The 20,426-nt window shown below is 44.1% G+C and carries 22 protein-coding genes and 2 pseudogenes; 10 read left to right on the plus strand and 14 right to left on the minus strand.

Translation table 11 applies throughout. From position 1 onward, the window contains the following. Positions 1-69: 69 nt before the first annotated feature. The 3 genes from A3L04_RS00005 to A3L04_RS00015 are packed head-to-tail and all read right to left on the minus strand — an operon-like array spanning position 70 to position 3,935. A complete protein-coding gene (locus A3L04_RS00005; RefSeq protein ID WP_068579375.1) occupies positions 70-993 on the minus strand; it encodes an ABC transporter permease in 924 nt (307 codons plus the stop codon). After that, complete coding sequence (locus A3L04_RS00010; RefSeq protein WP_197658818.1) at positions 994-1,992, minus strand: ABC transporter permease; 999 nt, start codon at positions 1,990-1,992, stop codon at positions 994-996. It lies immediately after the preceding gene. A 44-nt stretch (positions 1,993-2,036) separates the two neighbouring features. Beyond that, the gene (locus tag A3L04_RS00015; protein ID WP_068579378.1) at positions 2,037-3,935 is read right to left on the minus strand and encodes an ABC transporter substrate-binding protein; all 1,899 of its coding nucleotides are present in this window, start codon (positions 3,933-3,935) and stop codon (positions 2,037-2,039) included. A 187-nt stretch (positions 3,936-4,122) separates the two neighbouring features. On the opposite strand from A3L04_RS00015, the gene bgaS reads away from it, so the two are divergent. The 4 genes from bgaS to A3L04_RS00035 all read left to right on the plus strand — a co-directional run bounded on the left by bgaS (position 4,123) and on the right by A3L04_RS00035 (position 6,726). Further along, positions 4,123-5,658 carry a beta-galactosidase BgaS gene (gene bgaS / locus A3L04_RS00020; RefSeq protein ID WP_084448904.1) on the plus strand — a complete coding sequence of 512 codons (1,536 nt, stop codon included), beginning with the start codon at positions 4,123-4,125 and terminating at the stop codon, positions 5,656-5,658. A gap of 14 nt (positions 5,659-5,672) precedes the next feature. Continuing rightward, on the plus strand, positions 5,673-5,942 hold the full coding sequence (locus A3L04_RS00025; RefSeq protein WP_068579382.1) for a hypothetical protein: 270 nt from the start codon (positions 5,673-5,675) through the stop codon (positions 5,940-5,942). Then, positions 5,911-6,387 (plus strand): PIN domain-containing protein, encoded by a 477-nt coding sequence (locus A3L04_RS00030; RefSeq protein ID WP_068579383.1) that lies wholly within the window; start codon positions 5,911-5,913, stop codon positions 6,385-6,387. Before A3L04_RS00025 ends, A3L04_RS00030 begins: the two co-directional genes overlap by 32 nt. A gap of 120 nt (positions 6,388-6,507) precedes the next feature. Continuing rightward, complete coding sequence (locus A3L04_RS00035) at positions 6,508-6,726, plus strand: winged helix-turn-helix domain-containing protein (RefSeq protein ID WP_269451350.1); 219 nt, start codon at positions 6,508-6,510, stop codon at positions 6,724-6,726. Here A3L04_RS00035 and A3L04_RS00040 read toward each other — a convergent pair. The 3 genes from A3L04_RS00040 to A3L04_RS00050 are packed head-to-tail and all read right to left on the minus strand — an operon-like array spanning position 6,685 to position 9,253. Continuing rightward, positions 6,685-7,185, minus strand: coding sequence for a YkgJ family cysteine cluster protein (locus tag A3L04_RS00040; RefSeq protein WP_068575542.1), 501 nt, complete (start codon positions 7,183-7,185; stop codon positions 6,685-6,687). The two genes, A3L04_RS00035 and A3L04_RS00040, sit on opposite strands and share 42 nt — an antisense overlap. Then, the gene (locus A3L04_RS00045; RefSeq protein ID WP_068575545.1) at positions 7,182-7,436 is read right to left on the minus strand and encodes a hypothetical protein; all 255 of its coding nucleotides are present in this window, start codon (positions 7,434-7,436) and stop codon (positions 7,182-7,184) included. The genes A3L04_RS00040 and A3L04_RS00045 overlap by 4 nt, the downstream gene beginning before the upstream one ends. 47 nt (positions 7,437-7,483) lie before the next feature. Continuing rightward, positions 7,484-9,253: a tRNA uridine(34) 5-carboxymethylaminomethyl modification radical SAM/GNAT enzyme Elp3 gene (locus A3L04_RS00050; RefSeq protein ID WP_068575546.1), complete on the minus strand. Its 1,770-nt coding sequence runs from the start codon at positions 9,251-9,253 to the stop codon at positions 7,484-7,486. 100 nt (positions 9,254-9,353) lie between these two features. On the opposite strand from A3L04_RS00050, the gene A3L04_RS00055 reads away from it, so the two are divergent. After that, a complete protein-coding gene (locus A3L04_RS00055; protein WP_068575548.1) occupies positions 9,354-9,995 on the plus strand; it encodes a hypothetical protein in 642 nt (213 codons plus the stop codon). Here A3L04_RS00055 and A3L04_RS00060 read toward each other — a convergent pair. From A3L04_RS00060 to A3L04_RS00075, 4 genes are all read right to left on the minus strand, one after another. After that, positions 9,984-10,775, minus strand: a complete 792-nt coding sequence (locus A3L04_RS00060; RefSeq protein WP_068575550.1) for an SDR family NAD(P)-dependent oxidoreductase — start codon at positions 10,773-10,775, stop codon at positions 9,984-9,986. The genes A3L04_RS00055 and A3L04_RS00060 overlap by 12 nt on opposite strands. 36 nt (positions 10,776-10,811) lie before the next feature. Continuing rightward, positions 10,812-11,030, minus strand: coding sequence for a hypothetical protein (locus A3L04_RS00065; RefSeq protein ID WP_231963801.1), 219 nt, complete (start codon positions 11,028-11,030; stop codon positions 10,812-10,814). A 75-nt stretch (positions 11,031-11,105) separates the two neighbouring features. Continuing rightward, on the minus strand, positions 11,106-11,342 hold the full coding sequence (locus A3L04_RS00070; protein ID WP_231963802.1) for a hypothetical protein: 237 nt from the start codon (positions 11,340-11,342) through the stop codon (positions 11,106-11,108). Between the two features lie 100 nt (positions 11,343-11,442). Then, positions 11,443-12,225 (minus strand): TrmB family transcriptional regulator, encoded by a 783-nt coding sequence (locus A3L04_RS00075; RefSeq protein ID WP_068575552.1) that lies wholly within the window; start codon positions 12,223-12,225, stop codon positions 11,443-11,445. A gap of 89 nt (positions 12,226-12,314) precedes the next feature. On the opposite strand from A3L04_RS00075, the gene A3L04_RS00080 reads away from it, so the two are divergent. Both A3L04_RS00080 and A3L04_RS00090 read left to right on the plus strand, forming a co-directional pair. Further along, positions 12,315-13,028, plus strand: coding sequence for an ABC transporter ATP-binding protein (locus A3L04_RS00080; protein ID WP_068575554.1), 714 nt, complete (start codon positions 12,315-12,317; stop codon positions 13,026-13,028). 106 nt (positions 13,029-13,134) lie between these two features. Continuing rightward, positions 13,135-14,086: pseudogene (locus A3L04_RS00090) on the plus strand (ABC transporter permease). On the opposite strand, the gene A3L04_RS00095 reads toward A3L04_RS00090, so the two are convergent. Then, positions 14,083-14,514 carry a flavodoxin family protein gene (locus tag A3L04_RS00095; RefSeq protein WP_068575561.1) on the minus strand — a complete coding sequence of 144 codons (432 nt, stop codon included), beginning with the start codon at positions 14,512-14,514 and terminating at the stop codon, positions 14,083-14,085. The pseudogene A3L04_RS00090 and the gene A3L04_RS00095 overlap by 4 nt on opposite strands. 62 nt (positions 14,515-14,576) lie before the next feature. On the opposite strand from A3L04_RS00095, the gene A3L04_RS00100 reads away from it, so the two are divergent. After that, positions 14,577-15,746, plus strand: a complete 1,170-nt coding sequence (locus A3L04_RS00100; protein WP_068575563.1) for a nicotinate phosphoribosyltransferase — start codon at positions 14,577-14,579, stop codon at positions 15,744-15,746. Positions 15,747-15,757: 11 nt separating this feature from the next. Here A3L04_RS00100 and A3L04_RS00105 read toward each other — a convergent pair whose 3' ends face one another. The 3 genes and pseudogenes from A3L04_RS00105 to A3L04_RS00115 form a co-directional block, all read right to left on the minus strand. After that, positions 15,758-15,961, minus strand: a complete 204-nt coding sequence (locus tag A3L04_RS00105) for a ferredoxin (RefSeq protein WP_068575565.1) — start codon at positions 15,959-15,961, stop codon at positions 15,758-15,760. Between the two features lie 152 nt (positions 15,962-16,113). Then, a pseudogene (gene gltA / locus A3L04_RS00110) lies at positions 16,114-17,543 on the minus strand (NADPH-dependent glutamate synthase). After that, positions 17,544-18,413 carry a sulfide/dihydroorotate dehydrogenase-like FAD/NAD-binding protein gene (locus tag A3L04_RS00115; protein WP_084448905.1) on the minus strand — a complete coding sequence of 290 codons (870 nt, stop codon included), beginning with the start codon at positions 18,411-18,413 and terminating at the stop codon, positions 17,544-17,546. A 225-nt stretch (positions 18,414-18,638) separates the two neighbouring features. On the opposite strand from A3L04_RS00115, the gene A3L04_RS00120 reads away from it, so the two are divergent. Both A3L04_RS00120 and A3L04_RS00125 read left to right on the plus strand, forming a co-directional pair. Further along, positions 18,639-19,916 carry a tRNA (N(6)-L-threonylcarbamoyladenosine(37)-C(2))-methylthiotransferase gene (locus tag A3L04_RS00120; RefSeq protein WP_068575572.1) on the plus strand — a complete coding sequence of 426 codons (1,278 nt, stop codon included), beginning with the start codon at positions 18,639-18,641 and terminating at the stop codon, positions 19,914-19,916. 41 nt (positions 19,917-19,957) lie between these two features. Next, positions 19,958-20,422, plus strand: a complete 465-nt coding sequence (locus tag A3L04_RS00125) for an RNA-binding protein (RefSeq protein ID WP_068575574.1) — start codon at positions 19,958-19,960, stop codon at positions 20,420-20,422. Positions 20,423-20,426 lie beyond the last annotated feature (4 nt).

Genomic DNA, 20,426 nt, shown 5'->3' on the forward strand with positions numbered 1-20,426 from the left:
CAGCCTTAACATAACCCACTGGGGTAGAGTAATAAACACGAAGATCCTCAACCCTAAGCATACTCATCCTCACTCCCTCCTCAAACGAGGATTAAACACCTCATCCAACCCCGTATTGATGAGGTAAAGCCCAGTGATCAAGATAGCTATGACCAATCCTGGAGGTATCGCCCACCACCAGTAACCGAGGTTTATTGCATTCCAAAGCACGGCCTGTTGTAGCATAATTCCCAAAGACATTCCCCTAGTTGGCCCCAGACCTATGAAGTCAAGGCCAACTGCAGCTAGAATAGCCCCACCGAATTGGAGGATAAAAACCATAAAGATGTATGAGATCATGTTTGGCATTATTTCCTCAAAGATTATCTTAAAGTCAGATAAGCCTGCCAATTTAGCTAGATCAACGAATTCTCTTCTTTTGAGGGAGAGTGTTTGAGCTCTTACAGCTCTCGCGGTCCAGGGCCATGCTGTTAGGCCTATGATTACGCTCTCAATCCCAACTCCTCTGTACGGAAGGTAAGCGGCTATAATTATTAAGAGGGCCATTGTGGGAATTACAAGCATTATGTTGGTTATCATCATCAAGAGCTCATCTATCCATCCTCCCTTGTAACCCGCAATGAAACCCATTAACAGTCCAATTATGGTAGCTAAACCACCCGCGAATAACCCTATAAAAAGGGAGGATCTCAAACCGTAGACCAACTGGGCGAATATATCTCTTCCAAAACTGTCAGTTCCCAGGTAATGTTTAACCTTAACAACGCCGTCCGGTGTGTATATCTCCCCAATCTCCCCAGGCTTTAGGGCAGGCAGTGAGGGCTTTGGAGCTATTTTATTCCCAAACTTCACGGGATAATAGCCAAGGTTATCGAATGGTGTCAAGTAGGGACCAACAATAGCGAAAACTACAAAGAACAAAACTATGAAAATGCCAACCTTAAATTTCCTATTCCTCCACGCGATTCTCAAGGTTTCACCCGTGAACTTCATTCAAGCTCCCTCCATGTAAGCAGATCTTACTCTGGGATCCACAACCGCGTACAGGAGATCAATTAGGAAGTTGGCAACTAGGACGTTCAATATTATCACCAAAAAGCACCCCTGAATCAGGAAGTAGTCTTGGTTAAGTATGCCCTGCATCAGTACGTAACCAATCCCAGGATAAGAGAAGACAACCTGAACTGTAACGTTCCCAGCCACTATAAGGCCCAACTGCAGTGCCAGACCGGTAATTTGGGGCAACATTGCGTTCTTGAATGCGTGCTTCATTATCAGCCTTTCCGAGGCTCCCAAGCTCTCCAAGTATCTAGCGTAGTCAGCCTCTATTTCATATATTATCATGTTTCTCATTCCAATAGCCCAACCTCCAAGCTGAACAAGGAATAGGCTGAGAAACGGGAGGAACCAGTGGTGTAGGTAGTCTTTAATGAAAGTCCAACTAAGGGAGGGAATTATTCCATAGCTGTAAGCACCGGCTATGGGGAACCAACCTAACTTGACGGAGAATAGATATGCCAATAGGATAGCAAACCAGAAGTAGGGAGATGCTTGAAGGAAGTAAAATATGGGCATCAGATAAGAGTCAAGCTTTCTATTTTTACCTGCCAAAGCTCCAAGCCAATTACCAACTATCCAACTCGCTACGATGGATGGAACTAAGAGGGCCAAGTCATAGGGTAACGCTTCCTTAATTATTTGAGCCACAGGCTTTGGATAATAGTAAATGCTTATTCCCAAATCACCATGAAGAACGGCCTTCCAGAAGGTTATGTACTGAACCCATAAGGGCTTATCCAGTCCAAAAGCCTGCATAAAATAGCTGTGTAAGTATTTAGTTACATCAGGTAACGTGGCAAACCTGGAGAGAAGAACTGCTATCGGATCACCGGGCATTAGACGGGGGATTATGAAATCTATCGTTACCGCGAATATGAAAGTTAATATGTATATTATGATTTTCCTTACTAAATATCTCCTGATCCCACTCATCCTTAAGTCCTCCTTGAAGTTAGTAGAATTAAAAGAAAAGAAAATTATTTCCGCCTTCTCAGGAAGAGTGGAATAGCAGCAAGCCCTATTATAGCTGCTGGACCACAGATGCCTCCTTCAGTTGCTGTCGTAGTTGGTGACGATTGTGATTGTGTGGTTGTTGGGGTTTCAGTTATCTTCTCTGTCTCAGTCTTGACCACGGTTTCCGTAACAACTACCGTCTGGGTCTTCTCCTTAACGGTCTCAGTAGACTTCTGCGCTGGCTTGATTCCGAGCAAGGTCTTTAATCCACCCATCTGCCAGTAGCCCTGCCAGGTTATTGGGAATGCATATGGATTGTGCTCGGTTGGCCAGTTGGTCCAGTATTGAGTGCTAGCCTCGAACCATGCACCGTTGTAGACGAGCGGGATATAGGGTAGATCCTTGAGGAATATCTCCTGGAGTTCATGATAGTATTGGAGCTTCTTGTTCTCGTCTTTCTCTATGTTAATCAGGTGTAGTAACTCAGCGACTTTCTCATTCTTGTACCTACCCCAGTTTCCTGAATAAGTTGGCTTTCCAATTGGGGTAACTCCTGGATACAGGAGCCAGTTGAACCATTGCCATGGTGTTGCATAGACTTGGCTTCCGAAGTTGTTTATTGCCATCTCAAACGTTCCCTTAGTTAGATCCTCATAGTACTTGCTAAAGTCCGGGAACTTGGGCTCAACCCTAATTCCAACTAATCCTAGTTGCTCACTTATTATCCTCGCCATCTCCATCCAGTCAGTCCATCCATACGGCACGATGATAGTCAACTTAAGGGGCTTTCCGTCTGGGAACTCCCTGTATCCATCTCCATTCACATCCTTGAATCTCAACTTATCAAGAATCTCATTGGCCTTCTTGGGATCATAAGTGAAACCGTATTTCTCAACTGCTTCCTTGTAGTAGATCTTCTTGAATGCAGGATATTGGATTAACAACCCTGTAGGGTCTGCAGGCGTCACCTGATTTTGGGAAGCTCTGGCCGCTATCTCCTTTGGGTTAATTGCATAAGCTATAGCTCTTCTAAACTCTGGGTTGTTAAGTGGGGGTTTTTGATTATTAAGGAATAGAAACGCTGTATTAGCAGGCAAGTGGTAGGGGGCTTTGTCAAACCATGTCACAATTCCATACTTACTCTTAACATCAGGAACTCCCGGAATGAAGAAGTTGCTCCAGTCCAAATCTCCTTTCACAAGCATTGATAGTGCTAGGTTATTACTGTAAACTATTACATAGACTATATACTTGGGAGCAGGTTTTCCAAAGTACTTTATACCCCACCACTTGTCATTCCTAATGAAAATTGCCCTCATCTGATCTCTCTTGTAAAGCTTATACATTCCCGATCCAACTGGATTATCGGTATTCGCATAGTTTACCGGGTCTTTTATATTCTTCCAGATGTGTTCCGGCACTATAGGAATGTTATATAACCAGTACTTCCACTCTTCATAGTGGGGTTCCTTGAATATAAATTGCACAGTTCTATTGTCAATTACCTTCACTTCGCCAAGCCAGCTCCATATTGGAGAAAAGCTAATTCCTGGATATTTTTTAGCGAGTTCAAAGGTAAATTTAACGTCCTCAGCTGTTAGGGGCTTTCCATCTTGCCAAGTTAGGCCTTCTCTAAGCTTTATCTCGTAAACTGTATCATTTACCCACTTTCCACTCTCAGCTAGCCAAGGTTCAAGTTTGTCCCTTAATGGATCATATATGAACAGCGTTTCATAAATCAATCCTATTGTACCTGTAACTGCGGCCCAACTTACAAGTGGATTGAAGTTATTTGGCTGGCTCCAAAGTCCTCCTCCCACATATAGAGTCTCCGTTCTAGGAAGTTCCTCTTGGGCCATAACAGGCCCCAATAGGCTAATCAAGACGACTAAACCCAGGACTATAGACAGGGTTCTCTTCATGCATTGCCACCTCCACATTCCACACACCCAATAATATAAACAGAGTCACCAATTATAAAATAGCCCCTCCTACTTATAAGCTTTGTCCTAGATTATAAAGTTGGGAAATTAATTATAAATTTCCGGAAGTTTTATAAAATATGGATACGAATTATAAAGTAGAGAAAAACCAAGGAGGGATTTAGAGTTGCTTCCAGAGAACTTTCTCTGGGGAGTTTCACAGTCCGGATTCCAGTTTGAAATGGGGGACAGACTGAGGAGGCACATTGATCCAAACACAGATTGGTGGTACTGGGTAAGAGATGAATATAATATCAAAAAAGGACTAGTAAGTGGGGATCTTCCCGAAGACGGTATAAATTCATATGAATTATATGAGAGAGACCAAGAAATTGCAAAGGATTTAGGGCTCAACACATATAGGATCGGAATTGAATGGAGCAGAGTATTTCCATGGCCAACGACTTTTGTCGACGTGGAGTATGAAATTGATGAGTCTTACGGGTTGGTAAAGGATGTGAAGATTTCTAAAGACGCATTAGAAAAACTTGATGAAATCGCTAACCAAAGGGAAATAATATATTATAGGAACCTAATAAATTCCCTAAGAAAGAGGGGTTTTAAGGTAATACTAAACCTAAATCATTTTACCCTCCCAATATGGCTTCATGATCCTATCGAATCTAGAGAAAAAGCCCTGACCAATAAGAGAAACGGATGGGTAAGCGAAAGGAGTGTTATAGAGTTTGCAAAATTTGCCGCGTATTTAGCATATAAATTCGGAGACATAGTAGACATGTGGAGCACATTTAATGAACCTATGGTGGTCGTCGAGTTGGGGTATTTAGCCCCATACTCAGGATTCCCCCCGGGAGTCATGAATCCAGAAGCAGCAAAGTTAGTTATGCTACATATGATAAACGCCCATGCTTTAGCATATAGGATGATAAAGAAATTTGACAGAAAAAAAGCTGATCCAGAATCAAAAGAACCAGCTGAAATAGGAATTATATACAATAACATCGGCGTCACATATCCGTTTAATCCGAAAGACTCAAAGGATCTACAAGCATCCGATAATGCCAATTTCTTCCACAGTGGGCTATTCTTAACGGCTATCCACAGGGGAAAATTAAATATCGAATTTGACGGAGAGACATTTGTTTACCTTCCATATTTAAAGGGCAATGATTGGCTGGGAGTGAATTATTATACAAGAGAAGTCGTTAAATACCAAGATCCCATGTTTCCAAGTATCCCTCTCATAAGCTTCAAGGGCGTTCCAGATTATGGATACGGATGTAGACCAGGAACGACGTCAAAGGACGGTAATCCTGTTAGTGACATTGGATGGGAGGTATATCCCAAAGGCATGTACGACTCTATAGTAGCTGCCAATGAATATGGAGTTCCTGTATACGTAACAGAAAACGGAATAGCAGATTCAAAAGATGTATTAAGGCCCTATTACATCGCATCTCACATTGAAGCCATGGAAGAGGCTTACGAAAATGGTTATGACGTGAGAGGATACTTACACTGGGCATTAACCGATAATTACGAATGGGCCTTAGGGTTCAGAATGAGGTTTGGCTTGTACGAAGTAAACTTGATAACCAAAGAGAGAAAACCCAGGAAAAAGAGTGTAAGAGTATTCAGAGAGATAGTTATTAATAATGGGCTAACAAGCAACATCAGGAAAGAGATCTTAGAGGAGGGGTAGGGAGGTGTAAATAAGTGAAAACAATTGCCGTTGATGAAGAAACATGGGAAGCAATAAAAAAACTAAAAGCAAAACTCGACGCAAAATCATACAGTGAAGTTTTAAAGAAGCTAATTGAAGTATGGCATTTGGTAGAATTGGATATGAAAGCAGAAAAAGTAGCATTAGACGAAGATGAAGCAGACTTAGTTCTTTCTATCCTCAAAGACAGAGAGAAGTACTATTCGCTCAAAACAAAAGGAGGAACATATAATGAAAAGACTACCTCAAAGAATAGCATTTGACCCTCCTTCCTTTATCCAAATAACAAAAAAGCAAAATAAAGAATTGTTAGAATTCATCTTAGCAGAATTTGATGTTTATATTCCAATCCCCACTCTCCACGCATACTTACTGGCCAAGGCCTTTAAAGAAACGGAACTAAAAAGGGAGATAGAGGAATTAAGGGAAGTCTTTCACATTATAGATATAGATGACAAAATAATTGAACAACTTGCTGAACTTGATGCCGCATTAATTAAAGAAGGCATTTTCATGAAATTTGATGACCTTTTGGTTGGTGTTTCTGCCATAGTCACTAATTCACTCCTAGTTGTAAGTATGGAGCCAGCAAAATTTTATCCATTACGAAAATATGGACTAGATATAATAGGATTTGAAAAATTCCTAGAAGAAGTTAGTACCTTAGCAAGAGAAGAAGCAAAGAAAGAGAAAATTTTGATCTCCTGATTAATCGTGCTAATGACAATGCCAGATTCGAAAACATTTTAAGGCCATTGACATACCCCCGAAGGGGTTTCGCCATGAGGAGGGATCGACTTTGCTAAACTTCCAAGATCTGCTATTCTAGTGTTGCAAGCATTAGAGAAACCTATGTCTTCTAAGGAATTAGCAAAAGCAACTAATCTTTCTGAAAGGACGGTTCGATATGCTCTAAAGGTTTTGAAGGATTCAGGCATTATCAGAGAAATATACCTTCTTGAAGACGCCAGAAAGAGGTTGTACACAGTTAACCCAGGGTTCAAGCTAGAGCAGGGACAAGACGGTATCGAAATTAGTGCACTCTAGCTCTTCCTCAAATTTTATGCCCAGTTTAAGAATCTCTTCAGGAGTTATTATTCCATCCCCATCCTCAACATTTATTCCTGGGCAATTCTCGTCGTAATAGAGCCAGTACTTAACACCGTTGAACTCTATTGGTTTTTCACCTTCAACACCAAGGGGCCTCCTAGACACCATAAATGGATAGATCCTGCAGATGAGAGGTCTGTGTGGGTGAACTTTGCACTTACCCGTCTCGGGATCGTGGAAGATACAGCCAAGATCCCACTCCCTAACCGAAAGGACAAACTTCACCTTCCCGTTCTCTATTGAGAATGTTAAGAATTCCTGGGGATCGTAGCCGGCTTTAACTAGCCTTTCGATGTCTTTGTACGTTAGGTAGACATGCCTACCCCTGCAACATTCAAGGCAGAAAAGACACTTGAACTTAACAGGCTTAAGGAATGGCTTAGGCTTGAACCTCAAGCTCTGTCCTCCTTAGCCTTTTCTTGAGCAACTATTATCAATCCCTGCCCCAGGAGAAACATCGCATAGCCGAACTCATTTCTCTCCTTGTACTTCGAATCTATCATCTCCATTATCCTGCTAACGCTGTCAAGCTTTCCCTCCAAGAGAAGGAGAATCTGCTTTGTTACGAACATCTTTATTTCTTTAGCCTTCCATTCTGGGATTCCAATGGCTTCATTAACCGTTTCACTATCATGCTTGAACTCCATACCGAGCACCACTTGAGGTTCGTTCCTGGGTTTATCACCTTTTCTAGTCAAGTGTTAAGGTGGGCATCAAACTTATCGCTCTTTCCGTAGTCTGCGTAAGCCCTGTCGAGCCTCTTGCTTACGTAAGGCCCATCCTTCCTGTAGCCGAATCTACGGTAGTACTCCCTAACCCCAACTCCGCTTATCACGAGAATCTTCTTCGCATCGAACTCCTCCCTCGCTATCCTTTCAGCCTCAGCCAACAGCTCCCTGCCGTAGCCCCTGTGCTGCCACTCGTACTTAGGCTTCTCCCCGATTGGGACCAAAGGACCATAAACATGGAGCTCCCTTACTATAGCTGAAGGACAGCAGTTTATCTCCTTCCTGTGAGCTTTTTCGCTTGGAATCCTCAAACGGAGGAAGCCAATGAGGATGTCGTTCTTTACGTCCTCAAAGCTGAGGAATATCTCCGTTCCGCCTGCAGCCTCGTAATCTTCCCTCAGCAGCTTGATATGTTCGACTTCAGGAATCTTACCGAACTTCTGCATCTGATGCCCAACCTCCCTGAACCTTATCTCCCTCGGCCTTATTCCCCTCCTGATTAGTTCCTCAAAGACGAGTTGCCCAAGGTTGGAGTGCTTAACCCCCGCAACTATCAGGTGAGCGGGAATGTCCCTCTGGATCCTCATAACCCTGACCCACTTCGGGAAGATCTTATAGGCCTCAACCAATAGCTCAAGGGCTTCCTGGGTTGTGTATGGCCTGTAGAGGCCAGCTTTGTACCAAGCGTATAAGGGGGCATCCCTAGTCACTAGGGTGGGATATATTTTGAGCATATCAGGCCTGAACCTTGGATCCTCAAAGATAGTTTTGAAGGTATACAGATCCCTCTCGAAGTTGCTCCCAGGAAGGCCGGGCATTATGTGGTAGTTAATCTTCAGCCCGGCATCCCTCAACAGCTGCGTGGCCTTAACTATCTCATCGACCCCATGACCCCTCCTCGTCCTCTCGTGAATGAAGTTGAATATAGTCTGCACTCCAAGCTCAACCCTCGTCGTTCCAAAGGACAGCATTCTGTCTATCTGCCTCTCGAAGGCCCAATCCGGCCTAGTTTCAATAGTCAAGCCAACCATCCTAACCTTAGCCTTCTCATTCTTTCTCTGTTCATCTTCAAGATAGTAGTAAGGCTTCCTGTGAGTCCTCTCCCAGGCCTTCTTAAACTTTGGATCCTCCTCAAATACGGACTTATCGTTTTGAAGGATGAGCCTTACAAGCTTCTCCTCAAGGTTCTCTATGTCCTTAAAGTAGGTAAAGTCGTTCATCGCCTTAAAGGCGCACTTAATGAACCATTCCTGATAATCCAAATCAACGGCAGGGAAAGTGCCTCCCTGGATTATCACCTCAACCTTATCAATTGGATGACCAATATCGTGGAGCTGCTTTAGCCTCGCCATCATTATTATGTATGGATGATACCCGTACTGAGCGGCCCTCAAGGCAGAAGGCTCCTTTCCAGTGTAGCTCTGGGGAGAACCAATGGAAGGACCCCCAGGGCAGTAGATACACCGACCATGAGGACATGGGAAAGGCTTCGTCATCATGGCAACTACGGCAACCCCGCTGATAGTTCTAGTGGGCTTCTTCTTTAAAAGATCTCTAAACTCCTCCCTTCTATCTTTAGGAAGCGCTCTCCAGATTTCAGAGTTCCTGGGTAAGCGTGGAAGATGATACTTCCTAGAGACCTCTATCTTGAGCTTGTTCAACTCCTCCCTATCCTTAATCTCGCCATTAAGGAGAGCCCTCACGATCTCCTCTACAGCCTTCTCAAACTCACCCATTGGAACACCTCTCAGCCCAAGTTAAGCATTAGCTTTAAAGTGTTTGTCTTACAACAAAAAGTTTAAAGTAGAATAACTTATCAGACTCTGAGGGATATCAATGAAGATGAAGATACTCGTTATATTATTTATGTTAGTTGTAGGGGTTGGTGGGTGCATCTCAACCGGAACTTTAACTGTAACACATCATTCACCTGAAAACACTACTACACAGCAGCCAACGACTACCAAGCTCGAGAAAGTCTGGGTGTATGTGAATAAATCCGAATATAATGCAACTATTCTGGTTCCGGTAAATATTGCAAAAGAAGTTGAAGAACTACTAGACAATATAACGATTGAACAGATAGACATCTCCGCAAAGGAGGAAGGTAGTGGAGCTGGATTCAGAGTGTATATATTGAAATTCCCCGAGGTTCCCGAGTCTATAAAGTTACGAGTAGATTTCAGCCCAGTACTCAATGGTACAATTGTAACATCAAACACTATCTCTTCGATTAGCATTGTTTACAGCGGAAAAGTTTACTCCGGAAATATTACGATAAAAAAGCCATTAAGGATAACTAAAGCAGATTATCAAATTAAATTTAGCGAAATAAAGAACAGGACAAGGCTAGGGACTATTTTCACGTTAGGGATTACAATTGAAGTCTTCGTTGAGAAAACAGGGGAGAATGAGTGGAAGATATTCGCAGTGTGGAACAACGAAACCGTCGGGGGAATATACTATTCACGTGGATAGGAACCCACCGTCAACTGGAATTATTGCCCCATTGACGTAGCTAGCTAAATCGCTCGCGAGGAACAGGATAACCCTAGCTACCTCATCGGGATCACCAAACCTCCCCATTGGAAGTCTCGCATTGAAGTTGAAGGAGATCGCGATCTTCTCCATGTCAAACTTCATTATCGCCTCTTTCTTCAGTCTTTTTACTCCCTCGGTTTCGATTCCTCCCGGGACAACGACGTTCGCCCTTATCTTCTTTCCATATTCTCGAGCTATTGCCCTTGTTAGTGCCACAACGCCGAGCTTTGAGGCATCGTAGTGAACCAAACCCTTGGCAAACGGGAGGAACGCCTCTATGGAGCTGACGTTTATTATCACTCCTCCGCGCTCCTTCCTCCTTTTCACGAAGTGCTGACACATCCAGAAGACTGAGTCAAGGTTTATTGCCATTACTTTCCTGTAAAAAGCTTCATCAACCTCGAGGAAGTCCTTGAACCAGTAAACTCCCGCGTTATTCACGAGGACATCTGGCTCCCTGCCTTTAAGCTGCTCCCAGAGTAAGTCTATCTCAGGTTTCTTTGAGAGGTCGACCCTGAATGTTTCAACATTGACGTTAAATTTCTCCCGAATTCTCTCCCTGACGAGGTTAAGGCCCTCTTCGTTTATATCAACAAGGTATAGGTCAGCCCCAGCCTCGGCAAACCTGAAGGCAGCTGCTTTACCTATTCCCGAGGCTGCACCTGTTATTAGGGCCGTCTTTCCGGAGAGTGAGATGAGCTCATGCAGTGGCTTCATAGGATCACCTAACCTCAATATATAATAGGGCGTGAATCATCTAAATATTATCGGTTGAGCTAAAGGGTTAGGCATAGGGCCAATTTCACCAAGTTCTCCAAGAACTATATCCTTATGAAGCGTAGCTATTTTGGTGAGGCGAACAAATGATGGAACTTTTAAGCCAGTTAAACTAAATTCAGGGTGAGATCTTGAAATTAAAACATCAGTTTTAGGATTGTACTTTTCTATTCGGGAGGAGATAAACGCAACCATCACATCTCATTTGCATCTTCAAATAACACAAGTGCTGGGCGAAGTTTGGTTCCCTTTAAACTCGTAAACGGGAATCTAACGAGAACTATTTTTCCCTTCATAGTATCTAACCTTCAAATCTTTTTCAGAGTATATGTCCGGCTCATCACTAAAAAACTCTTCTAAGGAGTCCTCCGATAGCTTCATTAGTGAGTAAATTTCCTCTTGCTCTAGTAGCTCTTCAAGCATTTTCTCAACAACTTCTAATCTTCGCTCAATTCTCGCTAAACTTTCTCTAATAACCTTAATCTCTTCGCTTATTCTAATTCCCACTCTGTGTTACTTAAAGTTCAGAAATATAAAAACCTTAGGCTCCAAAGATAAGTAAATAAGTCTTACTATGGATGAGCTAAGAACCGGGAGCTATCGCTACCTAAGTTTTCCTCAGGTAGTATTCTATTACTTCCCTCTGAATCACTGGAATAAAGGATATCTTCACCATGAGGCCTTTCAAGCCTCCCTCCTCATAAACAAGAATCGACTCTTGGGAATCCCTAATAAACAGACCCTTTACTATGTACCTCTCCTTTGTGGAGAACAAAGCCCTTGCAACGGCTTCCATAAAGTCCCTGGGTTCACCTTCGAGGATCTTCGATAGAGGGATGAAGTACACCTTCCCCAGCTCATTTAGATGACTTTCATAACACCTAGTCTTAGTGATGAACAGAATAATCGGGGTTATCCCTCTGCTTTTTGCATTTTCAAAGGCCTTCCTAAACTTCAAAGCCAGCTTTAGATCCATAAACGCCGCCACGAACTCCCTCTCAGCCCTACTTGCAAGCTCCTCAACACGATTTTTAACGCTCCATTCTCCCTGAAGGTACCATACCGGCAACCATTCCTCTTGTCTCTCCCTCTGGTAACTCTTGAGCATTATTATGACCTCTTCCGCCGATCGAATGTATTCATCCCTTAGTGTTGCTATAACTTTCTCGGGATCAACTGCCCTAAAATACGTTGGACTTCCCTCGCTAATTTCAACGAATCCCTTTCTGTGCAACTCCTTAAGGACGTCATAGACCCTAGGCCTCGGAACTCCGCTCTCCTTCGCAATGTCGCTCGCCTTTGCTGGCCCGATGATTACTAAAGTCGCATAAACTCTCGCTTCATACTCCTTAAGCCCAAGCCTAATCAACTTCGCAATTATGTCCTCCATACTCAGCCACCCCATTTTAAAATCTGTAACTCGCTAAGTTACAACATACTTATATTAATTTCCCAGCGAGAATTTCCCAGGTGATCCCAATGACCGCCCTTGCTGTTAAAGGGCTCAGAAAGAGGTACGGAAGCTTTGAAGCCGTCAGAGGGATATCTTTCAAGGTAGAAAAAGGCGAAATATTCGGCCTCATTGGACCCAATGGTGCTGGTAAAACAACAACTATCAAGCTTATTGTGGGCCTGCTAAGGCCGGATGGAGGTGAAGTTAAGTTACTTGGGAGAGAAATGCCCAATAAAGACGTTCTCAGGAGAGTTGGATACATGCCACAGGAGTTGGCCCTCTACATGAACTTGACCGTAGAGGAGAACCTCGAATTCTATTCCCGACTTTATGGCCTTTCAAAAAGGGAGTTTAATCAAAGAAAAGACTGGACGCTAAAGTTTGTTGGTCTCGATAAATTCAAGGATAGAATAGTTAGAGAGCTCAGCGGGGGAATGCAGAGGAGGGTATCTCTAGCGTGTGCCCTGATACATGAGCCAGAATTCCTAATATTAGACGAACCAACGGTGGGAGTTGATCCAAATCTAAGGGCTAATTTCTGGGGGTACTTCCGCCAGCTGACCGAAAGCGGGGCCTCTATCCTCATAACCACACACTACATGGACGAAGCAGTGAACTGCGACCGCATCGCGGTCATGATGAAAGGCAAAATCGTCACAATAGCAAGTCCCCAGGAGATCATGGAAAAAACAGAATCAAGAACACTTGAGGAGGCAATTCTAAAGCTCACTAGGTGGTGATTTTATGGATTGGAGCAGGATTCTTGCTGTATCAAAGAGAAGCCTGCTGGAGTTAAAGCATGACAAGAGAACCCTTATGTACGCATTAGTTACGCCCATGGTGCTCATGATTTTATTTGGCATAGCATTTGGTGGCCATGTGCATGATGTTAAGGTAATAATCGTGAACGAAGATGGTACCTTTGCTTCCAAGGTTATAGCGAACCTAGATAAGGATACGTTCTCAATCTCCCAGGGAACTAGCCTCGAGGAGGCATTAGATAAGCTGAAAAATGGAGAGTGCTGGGCAGTTCTATACTTCCCAAAGGACATGCAAACAGGTATATTTAGACAGAAGTAATACGAACATAGCAGATGCGATAATTTCGGGAATAAACCAGGCTCTCTTGAAAGCCCTCCGGGAAGAAGGGTTTAAAGCTCCAATCCAAGTTAACTACATACCCGTGTACGGTAAAAACGCGAAGTTCATGGATACTTTCCTTCCTGGGGTGATGTCGCTGGCAATATTCCTAATTTCCACTGTACTCTCCCTTCTGTCATTTATAAGCGAAAGAAATGTTGGAACTCTTGACAGGGCTTTAGCCACTCCACTAAGGGAGGAAGAGATTGTCATTGGCTACTCCCTCGCATCTGGAGTCATTGGAATAGTGCAGGCCGTGATAATGCTCGCAATAGCGGTCTTCGGTTTTGAAGTGCACATAGAGGGCAGCCTCGCTTTGGCCTTCATACTAATCTCACTCCTAGCGGTCGTTGGCGTAAACTTGGGGATACTGCTCTCGAACTTAGCCCAGAGTGAAGCACAAGCGATACAATTTGTTCCAATGATAGTCGTTCCTACATTCCTCCTTTCAGGCATATTCTGGCCAATAGAAGCAATTCCAAAGTACATCAGACCGCTTTCCTATCTTCTGCCCCCAACGTATGCAGTAAAAGCTCTGAGGTCGATCATGATCCGCGGTTGGGGCCTGTCCAAGGTGCTTAATGATGTAATCGCCCTGCTTGGTTTTGGTGTCCTCTTCCTCAGCTTAGCTATCCTCAACATGAAGCGTAGGTATTAGCTTCTCTTCCCTCCAAATATTTCAGCAAGCTCAAGGCCCCAGGAATAAGCTTCCTTAATCGTCCTGGGGTTTTCCTTTCTTACCCATCCCCTAAAGATCCTCTCATCAATGACATCGCCCTTAATCCCTCTCTTAACGAGATTGAGGTACCTAAGCTCCGCGTACCTCTTCCCCAAAATTCCAAAGAGATCGGCCATACAAACCACGAACACGGCAATGACTTTTCCCTTCAGCCCATCGTTCCTCCGAACGAACTCTAAGACTTCAGGCAGAGGCTTTTCGTAGTATATTGGAGTTCCAAGGACTATAAAATCCTCTATCTCCTCCGGCCATTCCTCCCTGAGGTTGAAAGCCTCATCCCCCAGGCCTTCGGCAATGGCCTCAGCTATCTTCTTAGTGGATCCCCTTCTAGTTGAATACACTATCATTGACCATAGATGTGCGTGGGAAGTCTTAAAGGTTCCTGAAGATACTTATTGTGGTGGTGGTCATGAAGTTCTACATAGCCAGCGAGGAGGATATAAAGGCTGGGAAAACCACAGATGTGTACTTCATAAGAACCAAAAAAATCCTGGAGGCAAAGAACATCCACAAGAAAGTTTTGGCTGATGTAACAACCACTTCCCTTCCGAAGAACTGGAAGTGGGGAGTTCTCGTTGGAGTTGAGGAGGTTGCAAAGCTCCTTGAAGGGTTGCCCGTAAACGTCTATGCTATGCCCGAAGGGACGATATTCCATCCATATGAGCCCGTTCTCCAGATCGAGGGCTACTATGAGGACTTCGGAATTTACGAGACGGCATTATTGGGGATGCTGAGTCAGGCAAGCGGCATTGCGACTGCTGCTTTAAGGATTAAGATTGCCGCAAAGTTCAAGCCCGTCTACTCCTTCGGGATTAGGCATATGCACCCAGCAATAGCCCCAATGATAGATAGGGCAGCGTTCATAGGCGGTTGCGATGGTGTCTCTGGCGTTTTAGGAGCTGAAATGATTGGGGAAAAGGCAGTTGGAACTATGCCTCATGCCCTCATAATCACGGTAGGAGATCAAGTGAAAGCGTGGAAATACTTTGACGAGGTTATAGAGGAGGAAGTCCCCAGGATAGCCCTAGTCGATACCTTCTACGATGAGAAGGTTGAAGCTGTAATGGCCGCTGAAGCTCTAGGGAAAAGGTTGTTTGCAGTAAGGCTCGACACCCCAAGCTCAAGAAGAGGCAACTTCAGGAAGATAATAGAGGAGGTAAGATGGGAGCTCAATGTTAGGGGCTACGATTGGGTCAAGATATTCATCTCGGGCGGACTCGATGAAGAGAAGATAAAGGAGATAGTTGATGTCGCTGACGCATTTGGGGTTGGAGGGGCAATTGCAAGCGCAAAGCCAATCGACTTTGCCTTGGATATAGTGGAGGTCGAAGGAAAACCAATGACAAAGAGAGGCAAGCTGAGCGGAAGAAAGCAGGTTTACCGCTGTGAGAACGGCCACTATCACGTTGTTCCGGCAAACAAGAAGCTTGAGAAGTGCCCTGTATGTGGGGCAGAAGTTGAACCTTTACTTAAACCGATAATTGAGAACGGTGAAATTGTAGCAGAATTTCCAAAGGCTAGAGAAATTAGGGAATACGTGCTAGAACAGGCCAAAAAGTTCAACCTAACAATAGAATAGAGAAAAGAAAATCAGACCTCCTCAATGCTGATAGCGCTAACTGGACAGGCTTCCATTGCTTCCTTAGCGCAGTTGTAGAGGTTCTCGTCCTCAATAACGTCAACCTTTGGCTGAGCCTTACCCTCGTCGTTCATCTCGAAAACGTCTGGACAGAGGCTTGCACAGATTGCGTCTCCGATACAGGTGTCCTGGTCAACGGTTACCTTCCACGCCATCGGACCATCACCGAACTAACGTAAGCCCAGGTAAATATAAACCTTTCGTAAGCTTTTCGAATTTTCCTGCCAATTTTTATCTAAAACAAAAAGTTAAAATCCGCAAGTTGGAAATTAGGAAAGCCTAAGATAGCTAAATTGAAGAAGAAGAATCAGGAAGACTTAGAAGATAGGTACTCATGTATTGCCTTTGCAGCTTTTCTCCCATCTCCCATGGCCAAGATAACGGTAGCCTCTCCCCTAATGGCATCTCCACCGGCGAAAACCCCAGGGATAGATGTCATGAGGTTTTCATCTACAATTATAGTCCCCTTCTCGCTGACTTTAAGTCCTGGGGTGGTCTTCCATAGAATCTTGTTTGGCACCTGGCCAATTGCAATAACTACGGTGTCTGCTTCAACTGTAATGTACTCTCCCGTTCCAATGATCTTCCTCTTGCCCCTAGAGTCCTTCTCATCCAAAGGCTTCATTTTCTCAAACTTTACAGCTTTAACCCTTCCTTCCTCGTCTCCAATGAACTCCACTGGATTAACGAAGAACATGAACTTAACTCCTTCCTCTTTGGCGTGCTCCACCTCCTCAATTCTAGCAGTCATGTCCTCCTCTCCACGCCTGTACGCGATAGTTACCTCGGCACCTAACCTTAACGCTGACCTAGCAGCATCCATTGCAGTGTTACCGGCCCCAATAACGACAACTTTCTTCCCAACTATTATTGGAGTGTCATATTCGGGGAACTTGTAGGCCTTCATGAGGTTTATCCTAGTTAAGAACTCGTTTGCAGAGTATATCCCGTTAAGGTTTATCCCAGGGATGTTAAGGAGCTTTGGAGTTCCAGCGCCAGTTCCAATGAACACTGCATCGTACTCCTCCAGTAGCTCGGGGATCGTAACTGTTCTCCCGACTACATGGTCAGTTTTTATCTTCACGCCAAGGATACTTAGCTTCTTGAGCTCTTTCCTGAGTATCTCCTTTGGTAACCTAAATTCTGGAATTCCATACGCTAGAACTCCCCCGGGCTCGTGAAGTGCTTCAAATATTGTTACATCATAACCCATCTTTGCTAGCTCAGCCGCACATGTCAAGCCAGCAGGCCCAGCACCAATAACAGCAACCTTCTTACCGTTTTTCTGAATCTTCGGAACTTCTTCCATTAGCAGTTCATCGTCAATTCCGTGTTCTCTTGCGTAGTCTGCGACGAACCTTTCGAGTTTTCCTATGTTAATCGGGTCACCAACCTTTCCAACAACACAGACCCCCTCACACTGCTCCTCCTGAGGACAAACCCTACCCGTAATCGCAGGAAGAGAATTACAAGCCCAAATAACTCTCAAAGCCTCTTTAACTGCCCTGTATGGATTATCTTTATTCTCTCTCAACTTAGCTATAAATCCAGGAATGTCTATGTGGACTGGGCATCCCTTAATACAGGGGGCATAATCCTTTGGACATTGGAGGCAACGCTCAGCCTCCCTTAAAGCCAACTCCCACGTAAGCCAAGATTAACTTCATAAAAGTCTTTAATTCTCTCTTCAACAGGTCTCTCAGGAGTAGAAACCCTCTCCTTAATGAGCCTGGGCAATCACATCACCCCCTTAGCTTTAAGCTCTTCTAGATATCTCTCCAGAGCAATCTGCTCCATTCTAGAGTAGAAACCAACTCTGTGTATCAGCTCATCCCAATCAACCTGGTAGGCATCGAACTCGGGCCCATCAACACAGGCAAACTTAACTTCTCCCCCAACCCTCACCCTACAGGCACCGCACATCCCAGTTCCATCAACCATTATCGGATGCAGATCAACCCTCATTGGAATTCCAAACTCCCTAACGACTCCAAATACGGCTTTTTGATCTCCCGGAGGGCCAACCATAAAGACTAGATCCCAGTCTTCGTTCTCTAATAACTCTCTGACTTTCTCAACTAATCTCTTGGTCAAATATCTCATGTTCACCTTAAAGTCAAACCTTGGATCGAGTTTAACAGGTTCAACTATGTGTCTCGAAACGGCCTTCTCAAGGTAATCCTGGAGCATGACCATAGGCTCAAAGGTTACGTGGAGTGTCGTAACGTCGTTCCCAATTTCCTGCCAAGCCTTTGCGATTGGATACACTTCAACTATCCCTGTATAAGCTCCTATAGCTAAAACTTTCCCAAACTTTTCCATAGGAGCAGGATTGCCAAGGGGTCCAGCGACATTGAGCAGAGAATCACCTTCGCTGAGCTCAAGAGCCATTCTCATAGTGGTTTTTCCTCTCGTGAAAACGACTAAAACTATCCAGCCCTCATCCCTGTCCCACATTACGGGAGTTAGTGGAATTCTCTCACCGTTTTGAAAAGCCCTAACAATAACGAACTGCCCAGGCTGAACTTTCTTAGCAACGTGAGGTGCATATATCTTATACCAAGTATTCCTCATCGCGATCTCTCTCTTTTCAAGGATCTTGTACACCATGAACACCTCCGTTCAGATGAACATTTTTGAACATTACATTAGGTTCTGTACATTTTGTGTTTATAAAATTATTGTGAACCAAAAGTTATATCCCCTTTAAATTTCCCCACAATGCTTAAGGTTTAGTTAACCATGCTAATGAATATTAAGTAAAAATGCTTAACAATAATTGGGCAACAATGATCCAAAAGAGACTTAAATAGTGCATTTAGAGTAAGGGCGATGGCTAGAGTTTATATTGAAAACTATGGGTGCGCGAGGAATAGAGCAGATGGAGAGATGATGGCGGCTTTACTGTACCTAGCGGGTCACGAGTTAGTTAACACTCCTGAAGATGCCGAGATAGTTGTGGTAAATAGCTGCGCCGTTAAGGATCCAACAGAGAGGAAGATAGCAAGGAAAATTAAGGAGCTTATAGATGCAGGAAAAAAAGTCATAGTAACTGGATGCCTTCCCCACGTTAATCCAGATGTAATCGACGAAAGGGTGTCCGCAATTTTAGGGGTAAAAAGCATAGACAGAATTACGCAGGCAGTTGAGTACGCTTTAAGGGGAGAAAAGCTAATAAGTGTGCCCGACTGGAGGAAAAGAAACTTAGACAAGCTCGATTTTCCAAGGCTATCCCCAAGAGGAGTCCACTTCATAGTTCCCATAGCTGAAGGATGCTTGAACGCCTGTACTTACTGCGCCACTAGGCTCGCTAGAGGAGTTCTGAAGAGCTATGCTCCAGAAAAGGTAGTGGAGTGGGTCAAATGGGCCCTCAGACAGGGGTACAAGGAGATTTGGCTTTCGGCAGAGGACACCGGATGTTACGGTTTCGACATAGGAATTAACTTAGCCAAACTTTTGGACGAGATAACGGCAATAGAGGGAGAGTTCAGGATAAGAGTTGGAATGATGAACCCGAACCATGTGATAAAGTTCCTAGACGAACTTATAGATTCCTACAGTGATGAGAAGGTGTACAAGTTCCTTCACCTACCAGTGCAAAGTGGTGATAATGAGATTCTCAGGAGAATGGGAAGAACATATACCGTTGAAGAGTTCGAAGAGATAGTGAAGACCTTCAGAAGAGCATTTCCAGATTTGAACCTCCACACAGACATAATAGTGGGCTTCCCAGGTGAAAGCGATGAGGCCTTTCAGAGAAGCGTTGAGTTAATAAAGAGAATAAGGCCCGACAAGGTTAATGTCTCTAGATACTCCCCCAGGCCCGGCACGATAGCCGCAAGATGGAAGCAACTCCCAGGATGGCTCGTCAAAGAAAGGTCGAGGATTATGCATAGGATAAGGCTACAGATAAGCTATGAAATCAACAGAGAATATATTGGAAAGAGAGTCAAGGTCTTAGTCCACGGGGAGGGGAAGAAAGGCAACGTCGATGCCGTAACCATGAACTATAAGCACATCATCCTTCCCCAGGGAGAAGAAGGCGAATTTGCAGAGGCTAAAGTCAAAGGAGCCACATCAACTTATCTTCTTGGCGAGATAGTAAGCTAAGATTTTTAATAACTTATTCCAAGTTTATTCTGGTGGTGAGAATGGGTAAGAGGCTTCAAGCTCACAACATCAGGATAAGAACGTTTATCCACGCGACTGAGGATCCAGAAAAAGTGCTCGAGGCCCTTGAAACGCTGTTCCCAGAAGATATATCCGCTAAGGATATTGACTTTGAGGTAATTGAGACTGAGGGCTATTTCGGCAATCCGATCTTGGTTGTTGATGCAGAGTTGAGGCACTCGAGGAACATAAGAAAGTTCCTTGAAAACCTAAGGAAAATGCTCAGTGAGGAAGACAGAAGATACCTCTGGGAGCATGCAGAGGAGAAAGTCGACGACACTGGGACATTCTATATAAGGTTCGATAAGCAGAAAGCTTACTTAGGAGAGGCTAAGGTAAGTGAGGGAGAAGATGTTATCCACGTGAGAATTAAGGTCAAGGCATTCCCAATGAAAAAGGAAAGCGTCGTTAAAGCAGTTAGAGAGTGGCTGGAGGGTGAGGAGTGAATTG

The organism is Thermococcus chitonophagus (assembly GCF_002214605.1).
Classification (GTDB): domain Archaea; phylum Methanobacteriota_B; class Thermococci; order Thermococcales; family Thermococcaceae; genus Pyrococcus; species Pyrococcus chitonophagus.